This window comes from Microbacterium sp. P2_F9, from assembly GCF_056403635.1.
The window spans coordinates 1-14,529 of record NZ_JBFUFC010000015.1 but is presented as its reverse complement, the minus strand read 5'-3'; the positions used below and the strand labels follow the sequence as shown (position 1 = coordinate 14,529).

The window sequence follows — 14,529 nt, the reverse complement described above, 5'->3', positions numbered from 1 at the left end:
GACGATGACAAATCTCACGACGCCAACACGTCTAGACACGGAAAGCACCGTCGAGCCCCCGTTCCGGCGTTCGCCCCGCCGGCGCTCCCTCCGCCCCCTCCTCGCACAGGCCAGCCTCGCCCTGCCCGCGGCGATCATCATCATCCCGCTGCTGGTGATCATCGTGGTGCAGGGGATCAACCTGGTCACGCACGCGGAAAACCTGCTGCGGCCCGGCAGCGCGGACATCTTCGTCGGCCTGGACAACTTCGCCCGCGCGTTCACCGACGCCACACTCCTTGGCTCCATCCGCGTGACACTCATCTATGTCGTCGCTGGAGTCGGGATCGAACTCCTCCTGGGCCTCTCCATCGCTCTCGCCCTGCACGGCCGCATCCCAGGCAAGGGGGTCCTACGAGCGCTGATCCTCATTCCGATGGTGCTGACCCCGGTCGTCGCAGGCCTCATGTGGCGGCTGCTGATGGATCCCACGTCAGGGTTCATCAACTGGTTCCTGGACACCGTGGGTATCGGCGCGCACGCGTGGCTCGCTGATCCTGCGACAGCGTTGGGCGCGGTGATCCTCGTCGAAGTCTGGCAGAACACACCCTTCGTCGTGATCATCGTGCTCGCCGGCCTCGAGTCGCTCGACCCAGCCCCGTTCGAAGCCGCACAGCTTGACGGTGCCGGGGGCTTCCGGATGCTGTGGAACGTCACGATACCGATGCTCGCCCCCGTGCTTGCGATCGTCGTGCTGCTCCGAGTCATCGACGCAGTGAAGACCTTCGCTCTGGTGAACACGATGACGAAGGGCGGCCCAGGCACGTCCACTCTCGCGATCAGCAACTACGTCTACCGCCTCGGCTTCGAGACGTTCGACATCGGCTATTCCACCACTGTCGGCGTAATCGTCTCCCTTGTGGTTCTGATCGTTCTCTTCCCCAGTGCCATCCGGCTCATGGGTCTGCGCGTCTGGAAGGGCCGTCGATGAAAACCCGCCGCAACGCTCTGCACACGCTGCGCGTCGCAGCCGTCTACATCTTCGTTCTTTGGTGCATCCTGCCTGTCATCTGGCTTGTCAGCACCTCATTGAAGAGCGACGTGGACGCGTTCAGCCGTGTCCCTGTCTGGTTCTTCGTTCCCCATTTCGACAGCTACGTCAACGCATGGGTCGACGGCGGAATGGGGCAGGCGATGCTCGTCAGCACCACCGTCGCCGTCATCAGCAGCATCGTGGGGATCGCGGTCGGCCTTCCCCTGGCCTACCTCACCACCCAGGTCTGGCCGCCGGAGTCGGCGTGGTCCGCACGTGTCGTGCTCGCGATTCTGCTGCTGACCACGGTTCCGCCGGTTTTGACACTGACTCCGTTCTACCGCACCTTCTTCAGCGTCGGACTTACCGGCAATCCCGCCGGACTCACGATCGTGCACAGCTTCTACGCCATCCTTCTGGCGGTCCTCATCTTCCGGTCCTTCCTCGTCGCGTTTCCTCGGGAAATCCGCGAGGCGGCACTGATCGACGGGCTCGGAGAGTGGCGGACGCTGTTCCTGACGGTGCTGCCCAATGTGTGGGGTGCGGCGTTCGCTGTCTTCGTGCTCGCGCTCATCCAGTCGTGGAATGAATTTCTCTATGCGCTCGTGCTCACCAGCGGCGACAGTCAGACCGTGCCGGTGACGATCGCAGGGTTCCTCAGCTTCTTCGGCACGAACTGGGCACGCCTGACAGCAGCCGGCGTGATCGGCACCCTGCCGATCGTGATCTTCGCGATCCTCGTCCGGAAGCACATGGCCCGAGGTCTGTCATTCGGGGGCGTCAAGTGACGGCCACCACGACGCACGGCAAGGCCTTCTCGGAGGTCCACCCAACCGTGCAGTCCGCCACCCTCGCCGGTCCCCGAACGGAGGCCCTCCCCGCAAGCGTGCTCCGGGACCACGGCGACGTCACATGGCTCATGGATAGCGACACCGCGTCGTTGCTCCCGGACGGAAGCGCGCAGAAGTCGACGGGACGTTCGTGACAGGCACGCTCGCAGTCGACATTGGTCAGACCGGCTTGCGGCTCCGTGTGGCAGACGGTGACGTGGTCGAATCGCCAGTCGGCGTGAACGCGCTGACCGGGGACGCTCAGGTGCAGGCACTCGCCGCACGGATCGCAGATCAGCTTCCTTCCACTGCATCATTCGACGCGATCGGCATCGGCCTATCCGGATATGTCGAGGGTTCTCCTGCACCTGCCGCGCTCGCCGCTGAGGTCCACAAGCGACTTCAGCCGCGCCTGACGGTTGTCGCGGCGGACGCCGTGACGGCGTTCCTCGGCACCGTCGGGCCGCACCCAGGCACCGTTGCGATCTGCGGAACCGGCGTGGCAGCGCTCGGCGTGGGCAGCTCGGGCTTGCCGCGCCGAATCGATGCCCGTGGCTACCTCCTCGGGGACTTTGGCAGCGGATTCTGGCTCGGTCAGCATGGCCTACAAGCCGCACTTGACGCCATTGAAGGTCGCGGAGAATTCACCGCCCTTGCCCGTGCCAGCATGCGCCTCGGAACACCCGAGGACATTTACCACGACGCGATGAGCTCCACGCCGCCGCCTAGATACGTCGCCGGTTTTGCGCCCGATGTGCTGCGCGCAGCTGAGGATGGCGATGAAGTCGCCCAGCGCATCCTCGAGGAAGCCGCTGACCAGCTCGCCCTCACCATCCGCAGCGCGCGAGTCGACGACGGTCCGATCGGGCTGACCGGAGGGCTCACCCGCTCGGAGACTTTCGTCAGCGCCGTGTACCGCGCTCTTGATCACCTTGGCCTGCACCCAGCGCCGTTCATCGTGCGCTCAGACGCCGCACTCGACGGAGCCCGCGTGGTCGCAGAAGAACCCGACATCCGACCAGCATTTGCCGGTCTCATCGCAATAGAGGAGTCAGAATGATCGACCTTGAGACGCTACGCGGACGACTCATCGTGTCTTGCCAAGCGCCCGACGGATCGCCGTTGCGTGACCCCGGCATCATCGCCGCAATTGCCGAAGCAGCCACCCTTGCCGGCGCTGCCGCCGTTCGCGTCAACAGCGTCGCGCATGTCACGGCCGTACGCGAACGGGTGAGCGTACCGATCATCGGCCTTGAGAAGATGATCATCAACGGTGCTCAGTGGATCACCCCCACCGTTGACGCTGCCCAAGCGCTTGTAGACGCCGGAGCCGACATCGTCGCACTCGACGCGACAATTCGAACTCGACCAGGAACCCCGGGCGTCGATACTCTCCTGCCCGCCGTCCGTGAGCGCGGCATCCTCGTAATGGCTGACGTCGACAGTCTCAACGCCGGTCTGCACGCCCGGTCGCTCGGTGCCGAACTGGTCGGGACTACGCTGGCGGGCTACACCACCTCCCCACCGAACCGCAGTGGAGAACCCGATATCGATCTGGTCCGCGCGCTGGCCGAAAAATCCACGCGAGTCATCGCAGAAGGCCGCATCAAGTCCCCCGCCGAGGTGGCGGCCGCGTTCGAAGCGGGCGCGTTCGCGGTCGTCGTCGGGACATCTATTACCGAACCAATGGCGCTCACCCGCCGTTTCCTCACCGCGGTACCCACGCTCACGAAGGGAGCACAAGCATGAGTGGCACAGCCACGAATATCGCCGTCGTCGGCGCCGGCCGAATGGGGCAGGTTCACTGCCGCATCGTCTCCGAGAATCCCCGCGCCAACCTCACCGCCATTGTCGACCCATTCGAGGCCAGCGGCCGCCGCGTCGCCGAACAGTACGGCGCGCCCTGGTTCCCATCCCTGAAGGATGCGCTCGAAGCAGTACACCTCGACGGCGTCATCATCGCCGTACCCGACCGTCTCCACGTCGGCGTGACCGTCGACGCGCTCGAAGCTGGACTTCACGTGCTCGTCGAAAAGCCACTCGCCGACACTCTGGAAGGGGCCCGCACGATCGCGGCCGCAGCGGAGCGCGCGACGAACTCCAAGGTGCTCGTTGGACACGTGCTACGCCACGACCCCCGCTTCCGGTCTGCGGCACAGATCGTCGCATCAGGACGTGTTGGCGACCCCGTGCACTTTCGCGCATCGCGCATCGTGCCTCGCAGCGTCGGCTTCGCCAACGGAGGCGCGTCACCGATCTACATGTACCAAGGCATCCACGACATCGACCTGGTGCAATGGATCAGCGGCAGCCCCATCGTGCGGGTTTCCGCCACCACCGCAGCCAAGGTTCTTCCTGCAGCAGGCGTTGAAGGCGTCGATGTCGCCCTCATCCTCGCTGAATTGGAGAACGGGTGCGTCGGCACCATCGAGATCTCCTGGGTCCTGCCCGAGTCCACGCCCAGTGGACTGGCATCCCAGTTCGAGCTCTATGGCACCGAGGGCAACGTCAAGGTCGATGTGACCGCTGAGGGGATTTCGCTAGACACACTGGACGACTTCAAACTGCCCAACGTCATGCTCGACCCCGAACTCGACGGGCGCCTCGAGGGTGTCGTTCCGCAGCAGTTCGATTACTTCCTGCAGATGGTCGAGTTCGACCTGCCCAGTCGCATCGGTATCGACGAAGCGGTCTCCGCGGCGCGAGTGCTCGACGCTATCGACGAATCGCTCAAGAACCGCGCGTGGGCCGAAGTTCGCAGCTGACGATATAGGCGCCCGCGACACCCGACATGAACAGGGGGAGGGAGCTGGAACCCCGAGCTGAGTTCCAGTTCACCTCGGCGGCCCCCTTGCCGCCTAGCCCAGGCCCACCCCGGTGCTGCTCTCCCGAATGCTCAGTCGATACTCGATCGCACTCGCTGGCGCGGGGCCGTCCAGCAGCGCCGCGAGCGCGCGCCGCGCGATCTGCTCCTTGTCGGGCGAGACAGTCGTCAGGCGCGGCGTCGAGTACCGACCCTCTGCGATGTCGTCGAACCCCGCGATCGCCACGTCGCCGGGCACGTGCAGACCCGCATCGTGCAGGGCGCGGATCACACCGATCGCGAGTTCATCGGTGACGCAGAAGACAGCGTCTATCTCCGCTCCCGAGCGAATCCGCTCAGCAAGAAGGGTTCCACTTGTGAACCCGTCGATGAACTCGTAGGCGTCAGTGCGGATGTCACCCGCCGGTTCGACCCCGAATTCCTGGAGGGCGGCCGCGTATCCGTCGTGGCGGAGGCTCATGAATCGTGGGGCATCGTCGGTCATGCCCAGGAAGGCGATGTTCCGACGCCCGAGCGACAGCAGGTGCGAGACGAGCTCGCGGGCCGCACGCACGTTGTCGATCGCCACGGCAGAATCGGCACTGCCGAGGAAGTGCTCCCCGATGAGGGAGATAGGACAGCGGGTCTGAATCGACTCGAGGTCTTCCGCGGTGAGTCCGAGCGGGCTGAGGATGAGGCCATCTGGCTGCAGGGCGAGGACACGCTCGATCTCCTGAAGCTCGCGAGTCCGGGATCCTCGGGTCTGCGCGACGATCGTCCCGACTCCGCGAGCGGCGGCCGCCTCGATGATGAGATTGCTTATCTCGCCGAAGTACCCCACTCCGACTTCAGGGACGAGCAGCGCTATGACTCCGCTGCGTCCGGTCCGCAGTCGTTGCGCTGCGCGATTGGGGACGTAGCCGAGTTCAACGATGGCGCGTTGAACCCGCTCGCGCACTTCGGTCTTCACGTAGGGGAAGTCGGTCACCACGTTCGACACGGTTCGCCGGCTGACCCCCGCTCTGCGCGCGACGTCCATCTGTGTGACCACGGGGACCCCTCTTACGGTTCGATCGCGAATTTCATGCCACGTGGCAATATACAATGAGTTCCACCCCCCCGCTCACCGATTCACAGCACAGCGCCGTGCCAGCAAGGACCCTATGCACTCCTCGACCTCGCCCGCCATCGTGATGCCCGGGCGTCCCCCGACCGGTCTGCGCACGCGCACGTGGGTCACCATCGTGCTCGTCGGCCTCATCGGTCAGGTGGCGTGGACCGTCGAGAACATGTATCTCAACGTGTTCGTCTACGACACGATCACCGACAACCCGCACGTCATCGCGACGCTGGTCGCCGCATCCGCTGTCGCAGCGACGCTCGCGACGATGCTGATCGGCGTCGCGTCGGATCGTGCGCGCACCCGTCGCCCGTTCATCGCCGTCGGTTACATCCTCTGGGGGCTCACGACAGCAGCGTTCGGGCTCGTCCAGCCCGCCGATGGAGCCGCTGCGACCGCACAGGCGGTGGGTCTCGCTGTCGTCGCCATCGTGGTGCTCGACTGCGTCATGTCGTTCTTCGGATCCGGCGCCAGCGACGGCGCGTTCAACGCGTGGGTCACCGAATCGACGGTTCCCGCGAACCGCGGCCGCGTCGACGGGGTGCTCGCGATCATGCCGCTGCTCGCCATGCTGATCGTCTTCGGCGCCCTGGACGGCCTCACGAAGGACGGTCAGTGGTCGCTCTTCTTCGGAATCGTCGGCGGTGCGACGGCGGTTGTGGGTGTCATCGCATGGTTCCTCGTGCGGGACGTCCCGGGGGCCGGGGTGACCACCGACGGCTACTTCCCGGCCCTCGTGTATGGGCTGCGGCCGCGCACGATGGCGGCGAACCCGCGCCTGTACGTCACTCTCGCCGCTCTCGCGATCTTCGGGATCAGCACGCAGGTCTTCCTCCCCTACCTGATCATCTACATTCAGCGCTACCTGCGCATCGACGGGTACGCGATCATTCTTGGGAGCGTCCTGATCCTCGCCTCGGTCGCGAGCGTCCTCGGCKGCCGGGTCATCGACCGCGTCGGCAAAGTGCGGGCGATCCTGCCGATGGTCGGCATCATGATCGCCGGCATGGTGGCCATGTTCTTCGTGCGCGACATGCTGGGCGTCATCATCGCGGGCACCGTCATGATCGGCGGGATGATGCTCACCGGCGCCGCGATCTCAGCGACCGTGCGCGATGCGACGCCGGCCGATCGCGTCGGAATGGTGCAGGGACTGCGGATGATCGCCGCGACTCTCATCCCCATGGTGATCGGCCCGTTCATCGGCGCGGCTGTGATCGTCGGCGCGAATGAGACCTTCCAGGACCTCGGTGTCACCAAGCAGGTCCCGACCCCGTGGATCTTCCTGGCAGCTGCGGCGGTGGCCGCCTTCGTCATCATTCCCGTGATGCTGCTTCGGCGGCTCCCCGCGCCGACGGGGCCCACGTCGTGACCCTCCTGACCGCCTGGGGCGAGGACCTCGACGCCCACGCGCCGCTGCCGGAATACCCCCGGCCGCAGTTGGTACGGCCCTCGTGGCAGAGCCTCAACGGACGCTGGGAGTGCGCGTTCACGCCGTTCGCGGCATCCGACCCGCTTGCCGTCGCCGACCCGCGCGAGCATCCCGTGCGCTTCGATCACGAGATCGTGGTGCCCTTCTCGCCCGAGACCGCCCTGTCGGGCGTCGGGCGGGCGACGGCTCCTGACGAGACGCTGTGGTACCGCCGCCGGTTCACCACCCCCGAAAAGCCCGCGCCTGACGATCGCGTCCTGCTGCACTTCGGTGCCGTGGACCAGTCCTGCCGGGTCGCGGTCGATGGCGTCGAGGTCGGCGGCCACACCGGCGGATACCTGCCCTTCACGCTCGACATCACCGCGGCTCTCGCGGACGGCAGCGCCGACCACGAGCTCGTCGTCGCGGTGCGCGACGTGACCGACACGTCATGGCTCTCGCGCGGAAAGCAGGCGAGCAGGCGGGGCGGCATCTGGTACACCCCGCAGTCCGGAATCTGGCAGACCGTGTGGCTCGAGGTGCTGCCGCGGGTCGCGGTCGATCGCCTCGTGCTCGTCCCGGATCTCGACGCCGAGACCGTCGTGGTGACCGTGGAGAGCACACACGCCGCTCGCGGTGAGACCGCCCGAGTCGTTATGACGGCCGATGGGATGCCGGCCGCCGAGGCGATCGTGACCGTCGGCGTGCCGACACCCATCGCCCTGCGTGAAGGGGTGCGGACGTGGTCGCCAGAGACGCCCTTCCTGTACGACGTGCAGGTGATCCTGGCCGAGGATCGGGTGACCAGCTACGTCGGGATGCGCTCCTTCGGCGTCGGAATGGACGAGCGCGGCGCCCCGCGGCTGCTGCTCAACGGCGCCCCGTACCTGCCGATCGGGCTGCTCGACCAGGGGTACTGGCCCGACGGCGGCTACACCGCTCCTGCCGACTCCGCGCTGGAGTACGACATCGAGCTCGCCAAGCGCCTCGGCTACAACATGCTGCGCAAGCACATCAAGATCGAGCCGATGCGCTGGTACCACCACTGCGACCGCATCGGCATGCTCGTGTGGCAGGACGCGGTAAACGGGGGCAGCGACTATCACCCGATGGTGATCACGGCCCCGGCTGTCACTCCGCTGGTGCTCRATGACCGGCAGCACCGCAGATTCCGGAGGACGGATGCCGCGGGCCGAGCTTCGTTCGAATCGGAACTGGAGACGATGATCGAGCTGCTCCGCAGCGTTCCGAGCATCGGGCTGTGGGTGCCGTTCAACGAGGGATGGGGGCAGTTCGACGCCCTGCGCGTCGCCGACGCCGTGCGCTCTCTCGATCCGACGCGACCCGTCGACCACGCGAGCGGATGGCATGACCAGGGGGCCGGGGACCTGCACAGCCTGCACGTCTACTTCCGCCGCTTCCGGATGAAGCGCACCTGGCGAAGCGATGCGCGAGTCCTCGCGCTGACCGAATACGGCGGCTACAGCCTCCCCGTTGCGGGCCATACCTGGAGCGTGCGCACCTTCGGCTACAAGAAGTTCCGCACCGCGGAAGAGTTCGAGGCGGCCTTCGTGCGTCTGCATGACGACGAGATCGTGCCGGCGGTGCGTCGTGGCCTCGGCGCCATCGTCTACACCCAGCTCGCGGATGTCGAGGACGAGGTGAACGGTCTCGTCACCTATGACCGGAAAGTGGTGAAGGTCGATGAGCACGTCGTGCGCCAGATGAACGCCCGCATCGCAGCGGCCGCCGCCGAGGGGGAGACGCCGTGATCGAGCGCGAGCTCACGAGTCCAATTTCGTTGACCGGCTCCGGCGGTCGCCTCAATCGTGACGCGGTCGGATGGATGCGCGGCTCGCTGCTCGACACCTCGGGCATCGACGGCCGCCACTCCTGGGGCCGCAACAAGCGGTGGGAGTACTGGAACGTCACGACGCCGACGCACATCGTCTCACTCACGGTGTCGTCGCTCGACTACGCCGCCGTACATGACGTCTGGGTGTTCGACCGCGCCACCGAGGTGGCGGTTCATCGAGGAGTGACCGGCATCCTGAGCGGCAGTGCGACGCTGCCGGCGAGCCTAGGGGAGGGCCCCGCGCGGGCACGTGCCCGCAATCTCACCATCGACATCGACGAGATCCCGGAGGGCGCCCGGCTGCGTGCGGAGATCCCGGGAGCAGCGGTCGACATCGTCGCGGGTCGCCCTCCTGGCCACGAGTCGCTGGGKGTCGTGGTCCCCTGGAGTGATCGACGGTTCCAATACACCGTGAAGGATGTCGCGCGCCCGGCATCCGGCACGATCACCGTTGACGGGGTCGACCACGATGTCCCGGCGGGTGAGTCGTGGGCGGTGCTCGACCACGGCCGCGGCCGGTGGCCGTACGACGTGAGCTGGAACTGGGGTGCCGGGTCGGGAGTCTCCGATGGGCGGGTGATCGGAGTCCAGCTCGGCGGGCAGTGGACGGACGGCACCGGATCGACCGAGAACGCCCTGTTCGTCGACGGCCGGCTCCACAAGATCAGCGAAGAACTGCGGTGGGACTACGACACCTCGGACTTCCTGCGTCCCTGGCGAATCCGCGGCGCCAACCTCGACCTCACCTTCGTTCCGTTCTACGACAAGGTCACTCGGACGAACCTCGGGATCGTGTCGTCGCGCACCGACCAGTGCTTCGGCTGGTGGTCTGGCGCATTCACGACGCTGGACGGCGCCGTCATCGCGTTCGAGGGCATCCTGGGCTGGGCCGAAGACGTTCGCAATCGGTGGTGAGTCGGTAGCCGCCACTCACGACGACGGATCGTCGACTCGTGACGCTGCACCTTGTTGCGGCAGGGATCAGCAGCAGGACGAACGCCGGCAGGGTCGCAACGATTGCCGATTGCCCGACCCGCAGAAAGCGCATGGAGCCCGCGCCAGCGGTGGTTGACGAACGGCGGGGCACAGGTCTACTCCGCCGCTCCCATCGTGTGTGATCACCGATGTGCGATGTCAACCCCATCCCTCTTGGGACAGGGCTGAGCAACGATGAACTCAGGGAGGGGTCCTTCAGCAACACGGGCCGAGTGCACATGAGAGACGGTGTCGAAAGCCTCGAACAACCGCGAGGTGCGGAAGAACGAACAGCGCGTCCGACGTGGAGCAGTGAGCACGGCCACTTTGAGGTGACCGCAGTCACCGAAGGGGCATGGCGGGTGGGTGACCTGCGCATCCCTGAGGAAGACCCTCTGCACGTTGTCGCGTTCGTCGAGTCGCGCGACGAGAGGTTTGAGGTGGTCTGGTTGCGTGGCTCGAGTGCCGTGACGGATCTCTTCGACAGCCTCGACAGTGCTCTGGACGCCATCGATGACATCCTCGCGACGGGCGAGGTCAGGAACGTGTCGGCCGCAGCAGCCGCGCATCCCCGGGGCCGTTAGCGAATGCCCGCCCGGACGCTGACGCTCCGTGATGGATCAGGAGGAAAGCACGTGACACAGGTCGAGCGGTCGGTCGATGATCGCTTTCGAACGGCGCTTGTCCCGGCGGCTCTGCTGCTCGGTGTGCTGCTGGTGGCCGGCACAAGTCTCCTGGCCGCGTTGAATCAGCAGCCCTTCGGCTTCTACAGCCGCGACCTCATGGCACTGTCCGCCGACGCCGGCGCCGTGCTGCCGCTGCTGGCTGGAGGACTTTCGCTGGTGAACACGATGGTGTGGGCCTCAGTCGCCTCCATGGCTGCGCTGGCCGCAGTGCTCTGGCCCACACGTCGTCGCTGGCTGCTCGGATTCGCGGTTCTGAACATCCTTCTCGCGCTCGACGATGCTCTCCTCCTCCACGACGGAGTCGGACCTGAGCTCGGCTTGCCGGAGGAGGGCTTCGAACTGCTCTATGCCGCCATCGGGGTCGTGCTTCTGTTCGGCGCTTTTCGGTCGACTGCAGGCGCGCTGCCGCAGGACGGCCTGTCGCGATTCCGCGTGCAGAACCTGTCGTCCGGTGGCCGGGCTTTCATCCTGGGCCTCGTCCTTCTCGGCGTCTCCGTGGTCGCCGATCAGACTTTGCACGGCCAGCCGCTGTGGGAGGACGCCCCCAAACTCCTTGGTGCCCTGGTCTGGCTGACCGTCCCGCTCCTGGAACTTCCGTCGAACGTGCTGTCAGGCGGCCGGATTTCGGACGAGCGACCGCTGTCTTGAGGACCACTACCTAATATCGGTCTGGTGAGAGCATCGGAGGGCCGTCGGAAGAGCGCGGCAGACGGGACGGGGTCGGGGCGATGAGGATCGGGTTTCTGGGTCTCGGAACCATGGGGTCGGTGATGGCGCGGCGACTCGTGGACGCGGGCCACGAGGTGCACGTGTGGAACCGGTCGGCTGATGCGGTCAATGCGCTCGTCGCCGTCGGGGCGGTCGAGGCCGCGACTCCCGCGGACGCGCTGGAGGTGGGCCTGTCGATCTCGATGCTCGCCGACGACGATGCCGCGGATGCCGTGCTCGAGGRCGCGGCGCTCGCCCGGGGTCGCGGCATCCATGTGAACATGGCCTCAATCAGCCCGGCCGCCGCCGATCGGCTCGAGGCCCGCTTCACCGCGGCGGGAGTCGGGTATGTCGCCGCGCCGGTCCTGGGTCGACCTCCGGTCGCCGCAGCCGGCCAGCTGAACATCCTGGCGGCCGGCCCGGCCCAGTATCTCGATGCCGTCGAACCGATCCTCGGGATCCTGGGCGCGCGGATCTGGCGTCTGGGTGAGCGGCCACGGATGGCGAACGTGGTCAAGATCGCGGTGAACTTCCATATCATCCACACGATCCAGACGCTGGGGGAGTCGATCGCGATGACCGAGCGGCAGGGAGTCGATCCCGCGCAATTCCACGAACTGCTGACGAGCACCCTGTTCGACGGAGTCGTCTACCGTGGCTACGGGTCGCAGATCGTCAACGAGGCCTACGACCCGCCGGGGTTCGCTATGCCACTGGGCATGAAGGACCTCAAGCTGGCCGAGATGGTCGCGGCCGAGACAGGTCTGGTGCTCCCCACCGGCGCGGCGCTGCGCCGTGTGTTCGAGATCGCCCTGGCCGACCCATCGCTCGCGACGCTCGACTGGGGTGCCGCCGCGGAAGTGACCCGGCGCGACCTCTATTAGGCCCGTGCGTCTGCGAACGGCAGGCACCGAAGGCCGGGCGTCATTGAATGAGCGTCACGATGCCCCGTACGGCCGCGTCCAAGAACTGCTTGCCCATGGCTGCGGTCGCCCCCGTGGGGTCACCCACGCCACCGTGGAGCGTCCGCTCGGGGATGCCCCGCGTCGTCGTGGCGTAGTCGGGAAGCGCATCTTGGTACGCATCCTCGAGGGCGAGCTCCATGCGAACGAGCTCGGGGCGAGTCGCGAGCAGGATGGATGTCTCGATGAGGTCGGCGTGTCCCATCGCGCTCGGGCGCAGGATTCCGGCGGCATCCAGTTCGGCGAACATCGGCGCCCAATAGTCGACGGCGAACGCGTGGACGGAGTCAGATGACGCGCGGATCGTCTCAAGTGCGAGTCGAGCAGCCGGCTGATTGCCGCCGTGCCCGTTGACGATGAGGAAGCGACGGATGCCGCTGCTCTGCGCCAGACTCAGACACTGTCCCGCGACAGCCTGGGCGATCGCAAGCGTCCCGATGGAGACGGTGCCAGCCATGGATAGGTGGTGGTCGCTCGCCCCCACGCTGACGGTTGGCAGGAGCACGACCCGGGATTCGAGCCGCTGTTCGACGGCAGCCGCGATCATCTCGGCGATCAGGGCGTCCGTGCCGAGGGGCAGATGCCGGCTGTGCTGCTCGACTGCGCCGATGGGGAGCACCGCGAGGATCTCGTCTCTGCCGGCGAAGTTCGCCTCGGCCGATCGCAGCTCGGCGAGTCTCATCGGGTCGCCCAGACGTCGATCTCGACACGCATTCCCAGGAGGAGCCGCGCGCCCACCGTCGTGCGGACAGGGCGCGGTTCGCTGAAGTGCGGGAGGTACTCTTCGTTGAACTCCTCCCAGTCATCGAGATCGGCGAGGTATGCGTTGACCTTGAAGACGTGCGACAGGTCGGCGCCGGMGTGCTCGAGAAGTCGTCGGCAGTTCTCGAGGGTGACTTTCGTCTGCTCCCGGATGCCGTGACCTTGCACGTTCCCGTGGATGTCGAGTGGTCCCTGCCCACTGAGGACGATGAGGTCGCCGGCCGGCACGACGAGCAGCGGGGAGTACGGCCCCGCCGTGACATGCTGCGTGGCGCGGAGGGGGAGGAATGCCCGAGTCATGCGAGGCCTTTCTGGTGGGGGAGGTAGCCGACGAAGCCGGTGATGAGCCATCGCTCTGTCGACGCGTCGTGCCGCAGGAAGTAGTGCGTCGTCCAGGCGAGCCGGTGAGGCTGCCCGTCCGGACCGGCGACCGTTCCGTCGAACACCTTCGTGCACAGTGCCTTGTCATCAGTGATCTCGATGCGGGAGATCCGCTGCGCTGACAGCAGTTGTGATCGCAGGTGCTCTGGCGGGCTTCCGGCGAACTCGGTTGCCTGTTCAAGCCAGGAGTCGCGGTAAGGGGCAAGGGAGGGGTAGGTGAGGCGCAGCGTTCCGTCCCCACCGCTGTAACCGGTGAATGCCTCGGCGTCGAAGTCGGCCGCGGTGCGGTCCCAGTCGTCCGCGACAAAAGCGTCGACGTCGCGGTGGATGAGGATGTCGTGGAGTTGGTCGTGAGCAGACATCACGCGTCCTCCGCACTGACCCGGACCCGCGACACTTCGTAGTCGGCGACCTGTTCGAAGTCGAGTTCGACGCCGAGTCCCGGTCCCGTTGGCACCATGATCGAGTCGCCGTTGAACGCGAGTGGGCTCACCAGCAGGTCGCTCTCGCGGATCTGCCGTCCGAAGATGTCGCTGGGCAGTGTCGCGCCGGTGGTGGCGGCGGCGACATGCACGGCACCGGCTTCCATGATGCCCAGGTCGATCTCGCTGCCGTGCCAGTACGGGCGGGATGCGGCATCCGCCACATGCGCCATCCGGAGGAAGTCGGCGATACCAGAGCTGAAGTTGAAGACATCCGCTGCGCGCCCACTGATCGCGGAGACCACGTCGGAGAGTCGCTGGCCGTGCGCGGTGTAGCCGAGCGCCACGTGGATCGCGATCGGGATCGTGGTCCGGGAGCGGAGTTCGCGGTAGGACTCGAGGTCCCAGCGGGGGAGCGGGTCCTCGAGGCACAGCACGTTGCCGACGCGCTCGAGGCCGCGTGCGATCCGCACCGCGTGACGCAGCTCGTCGAACCGCTCGTTGGGATCGAAGATCAGGGTGAAGTCGGGTCCGCAGGCCTCGCGCACCGCTTCGGCGATGGCCACGACATCGTCGTCGAGCTCGCACTTGAGCTTCAACGT

The 14,529-nt window shown here is 66.5% G+C and carries 16 protein-coding genes; 11 read left to right on the top strand and 5 right to left on the bottom strand.

Translation table 11 applies throughout. The features are described 5' to 3' along the window. The first annotated feature begins 4 nt into the window (after window positions 1-4). The 5 genes from AC1DVT_RS02975 to AC1DVT_RS02955 all read left to right on the top strand — a co-directional run bounded on the left by AC1DVT_RS02975 (window position 5) and on the right by AC1DVT_RS02955 (window position 4,607). Window positions 5-970 (top strand): carbohydrate ABC transporter permease, encoded by a 966-nt coding sequence (locus tag AC1DVT_RS02975; protein ID WP_477386397.1) that lies wholly within the window; start codon window positions 5-7, stop codon window positions 968-970. Next, window positions 967-1,800: a carbohydrate ABC transporter permease gene (locus tag AC1DVT_RS02970; RefSeq protein WP_477386395.1), complete on the top strand. Its 834-nt coding sequence runs from the start codon at window positions 967-969 to the stop codon at window positions 1,798-1,800. The genes AC1DVT_RS02975 and AC1DVT_RS02970 overlap by 4 nt, the downstream gene beginning before the upstream one ends. Before the next feature lie 193 nt (window positions 1,801-1,993). After that, the gene (locus tag AC1DVT_RS02965) at window positions 1,994-2,902 is read left to right on the top strand and encodes an N-acetylglucosamine kinase (protein WP_457100778.1); all 909 of its coding nucleotides are present in this window, start codon (window positions 1,994-1,996) and stop codon (window positions 2,900-2,902) included. Beyond that, window positions 2,899-3,591: an N-acetylmannosamine-6-phosphate 2-epimerase gene (locus AC1DVT_RS02960; RefSeq protein WP_477386393.1), complete on the top strand. Its 693-nt coding sequence runs from the start codon at window positions 2,899-2,901 to the stop codon at window positions 3,589-3,591. Before AC1DVT_RS02965 ends, AC1DVT_RS02960 begins: the two co-directional genes overlap by 4 nt. Further along, window positions 3,588-4,607 (top strand): Gfo/Idh/MocA family protein, encoded by a 1,020-nt coding sequence (locus tag AC1DVT_RS02955; RefSeq protein ID WP_457100776.1) that lies wholly within the window; start codon window positions 3,588-3,590, stop codon window positions 4,605-4,607. Before AC1DVT_RS02960 ends, AC1DVT_RS02955 begins: the two co-directional genes overlap by 4 nt. A gap of 93 nt (window positions 4,608-4,700) precedes the next feature. Here the strand turns inward: AC1DVT_RS02955 and AC1DVT_RS02950 are convergent, their stop codons facing one another. After that, window positions 4,701-5,696 carry a LacI family DNA-binding transcriptional regulator gene (locus tag AC1DVT_RS02950; RefSeq protein ID WP_477386391.1) on the bottom strand — a complete coding sequence of 332 codons (996 nt, stop codon included), beginning with the start codon at window positions 5,694-5,696 and terminating at the stop codon, window positions 4,701-4,703. A 112-nt stretch (window positions 5,697-5,808) separates the two neighbouring features. Here AC1DVT_RS02950 and AC1DVT_RS02945 point away from each other — a divergent pair, with 112 nt between their 5' ends. The 6 genes from AC1DVT_RS02945 (at window position 5,809) to AC1DVT_RS02920 (ending at window position 12,284) form a co-directional block, all read left to right on the top strand. After that, the gene (locus AC1DVT_RS02945) at window positions 5,809-7,137 is read left to right on the top strand and encodes an MFS transporter (protein ID WP_477386389.1); all 1,329 of its coding nucleotides are present in this window, start codon (window positions 5,809-5,811) and stop codon (window positions 7,135-7,137) included. Beyond that, a complete protein-coding gene (locus AC1DVT_RS02940; RefSeq protein WP_477386387.1) occupies window positions 7,134-8,948 on the top strand; it encodes a glycoside hydrolase family 2 protein in 1,815 nt (604 codons plus the stop codon). The genes AC1DVT_RS02945 and AC1DVT_RS02940 overlap by 4 nt, the downstream gene beginning before the upstream one ends. Then, window positions 8,945-9,946 carry a DUF2804 domain-containing protein gene (locus AC1DVT_RS02935; protein ID WP_477386385.1) on the top strand — a complete coding sequence of 334 codons (1,002 nt, stop codon included), beginning with the start codon at window positions 8,945-8,947 and terminating at the stop codon, window positions 9,944-9,946. Before AC1DVT_RS02940 ends, AC1DVT_RS02935 begins: the two co-directional genes overlap by 4 nt. A 299-nt stretch (window positions 9,947-10,245) precedes the next feature. After that, window positions 10,246-10,590 (top strand): hypothetical protein, encoded by a 345-nt coding sequence (locus AC1DVT_RS02930; RefSeq protein WP_477386383.1) that lies wholly within the window; start codon window positions 10,246-10,248, stop codon window positions 10,588-10,590. Window positions 10,591-10,641: 51 nt separating this feature from the next. Further along, window positions 10,642-11,340, top strand: coding sequence for a hypothetical protein (locus AC1DVT_RS02925; protein ID WP_477386381.1), 699 nt, complete (start codon window positions 10,642-10,644; stop codon window positions 11,338-11,340). Window positions 11,341-11,420: 80 nt separating this feature from the next. Then, window positions 11,421-12,284: an NAD(P)-dependent oxidoreductase gene (locus tag AC1DVT_RS02920; protein WP_477386379.1), complete on the top strand. Its 864-nt coding sequence runs from the start codon at window positions 11,421-11,423 to the stop codon at window positions 12,282-12,284. Window positions 12,285-12,324: 40 nt separating this feature from the next. On the opposite strand, the gene AC1DVT_RS02915 is transcribed toward AC1DVT_RS02920, so the two are convergent. The 4 genes from AC1DVT_RS02915 to AC1DVT_RS02900 form a co-directional block, all read right to left on the bottom strand. Further along, a complete protein-coding gene (locus tag AC1DVT_RS02915) occupies window positions 12,325-13,044 on the bottom strand; it encodes a creatininase family protein (RefSeq protein ID WP_477386377.1) in 720 nt (239 codons plus the stop codon). Further along, on the bottom strand, window positions 13,041-13,424 hold the full coding sequence (locus tag AC1DVT_RS02910) for a RidA family protein (RefSeq protein ID WP_477386375.1): 384 nt from the start codon (window positions 13,422-13,424) through the stop codon (window positions 13,041-13,043). Before AC1DVT_RS02910 ends, AC1DVT_RS02915 begins: the two co-directional genes overlap by 4 nt. Then, the gene (locus tag AC1DVT_RS02905) at window positions 13,421-13,867 is read right to left on the bottom strand and encodes a hypothetical protein (RefSeq protein WP_477386373.1); all 447 of its coding nucleotides are present in this window, start codon (window positions 13,865-13,867) and stop codon (window positions 13,421-13,423) included. Before AC1DVT_RS02905 ends, AC1DVT_RS02910 begins: the two co-directional genes overlap by 4 nt. After that, window positions 13,867-14,529, bottom strand: a 663-nt coding sequence (locus AC1DVT_RS02900) for a mandelate racemase/muconate lactonizing enzyme family protein (RefSeq protein WP_477386371.1), incomplete at its 5' end; no start/stop codon positions are given. The genes AC1DVT_RS02905 and AC1DVT_RS02900, both read right to left, overlap by 1 nt.

What these genes read in the sequence shown, in the direction of transcription:
- AC1DVT_RS02975 (WP_477386397.1), top strand. Translation starts at nt 5, where the DNA reads ATGACAAATCTCACGACGCCAACACGTCTAGACACGGAAAGCACCGTC.
- AC1DVT_RS02970 (WP_477386395.1), top strand. Translation starts at nt 967, where the DNA reads ATGAAAACCCGCCGCAACGCTCTGCACACGCTGCGCGTCGCAGCCGTC.
- AC1DVT_RS02960 (WP_477386393.1), top strand. Translation starts at nt 2,899, where the DNA reads ATGATCGACCTTGAGACGCTACGCGGACGACTCATCGTGTCTTGCCAA.
- AC1DVT_RS02955 (WP_457100776.1), top strand. Translation starts at nt 3,588, where the DNA reads ATGAGTGGCACAGCCACGAATATCGCCGTCGTCGGCGCCGGCCGAATG.
- AC1DVT_RS02930 (WP_477386383.1), top strand. Translation starts at nt 10,246, where the DNA reads ATGAGAGACGGTGTCGAAAGCCTCGAACAACCGCGAGGTGCGGAAGAA.
- AC1DVT_RS02915 (WP_477386377.1), bottom strand. Translation starts at nt 13,044, where the DNA reads ATGAGACTCGCCGAGCTGCGATCGGCCGAGGCGAACTTCGCCGGCAGA.
- AC1DVT_RS02905 (WP_477386373.1), bottom strand. Translation starts at nt 13,867, where the DNA reads ATGTCTGCTCACGACCAACTCCACGACATCCTCATCCACCGCGACGTC.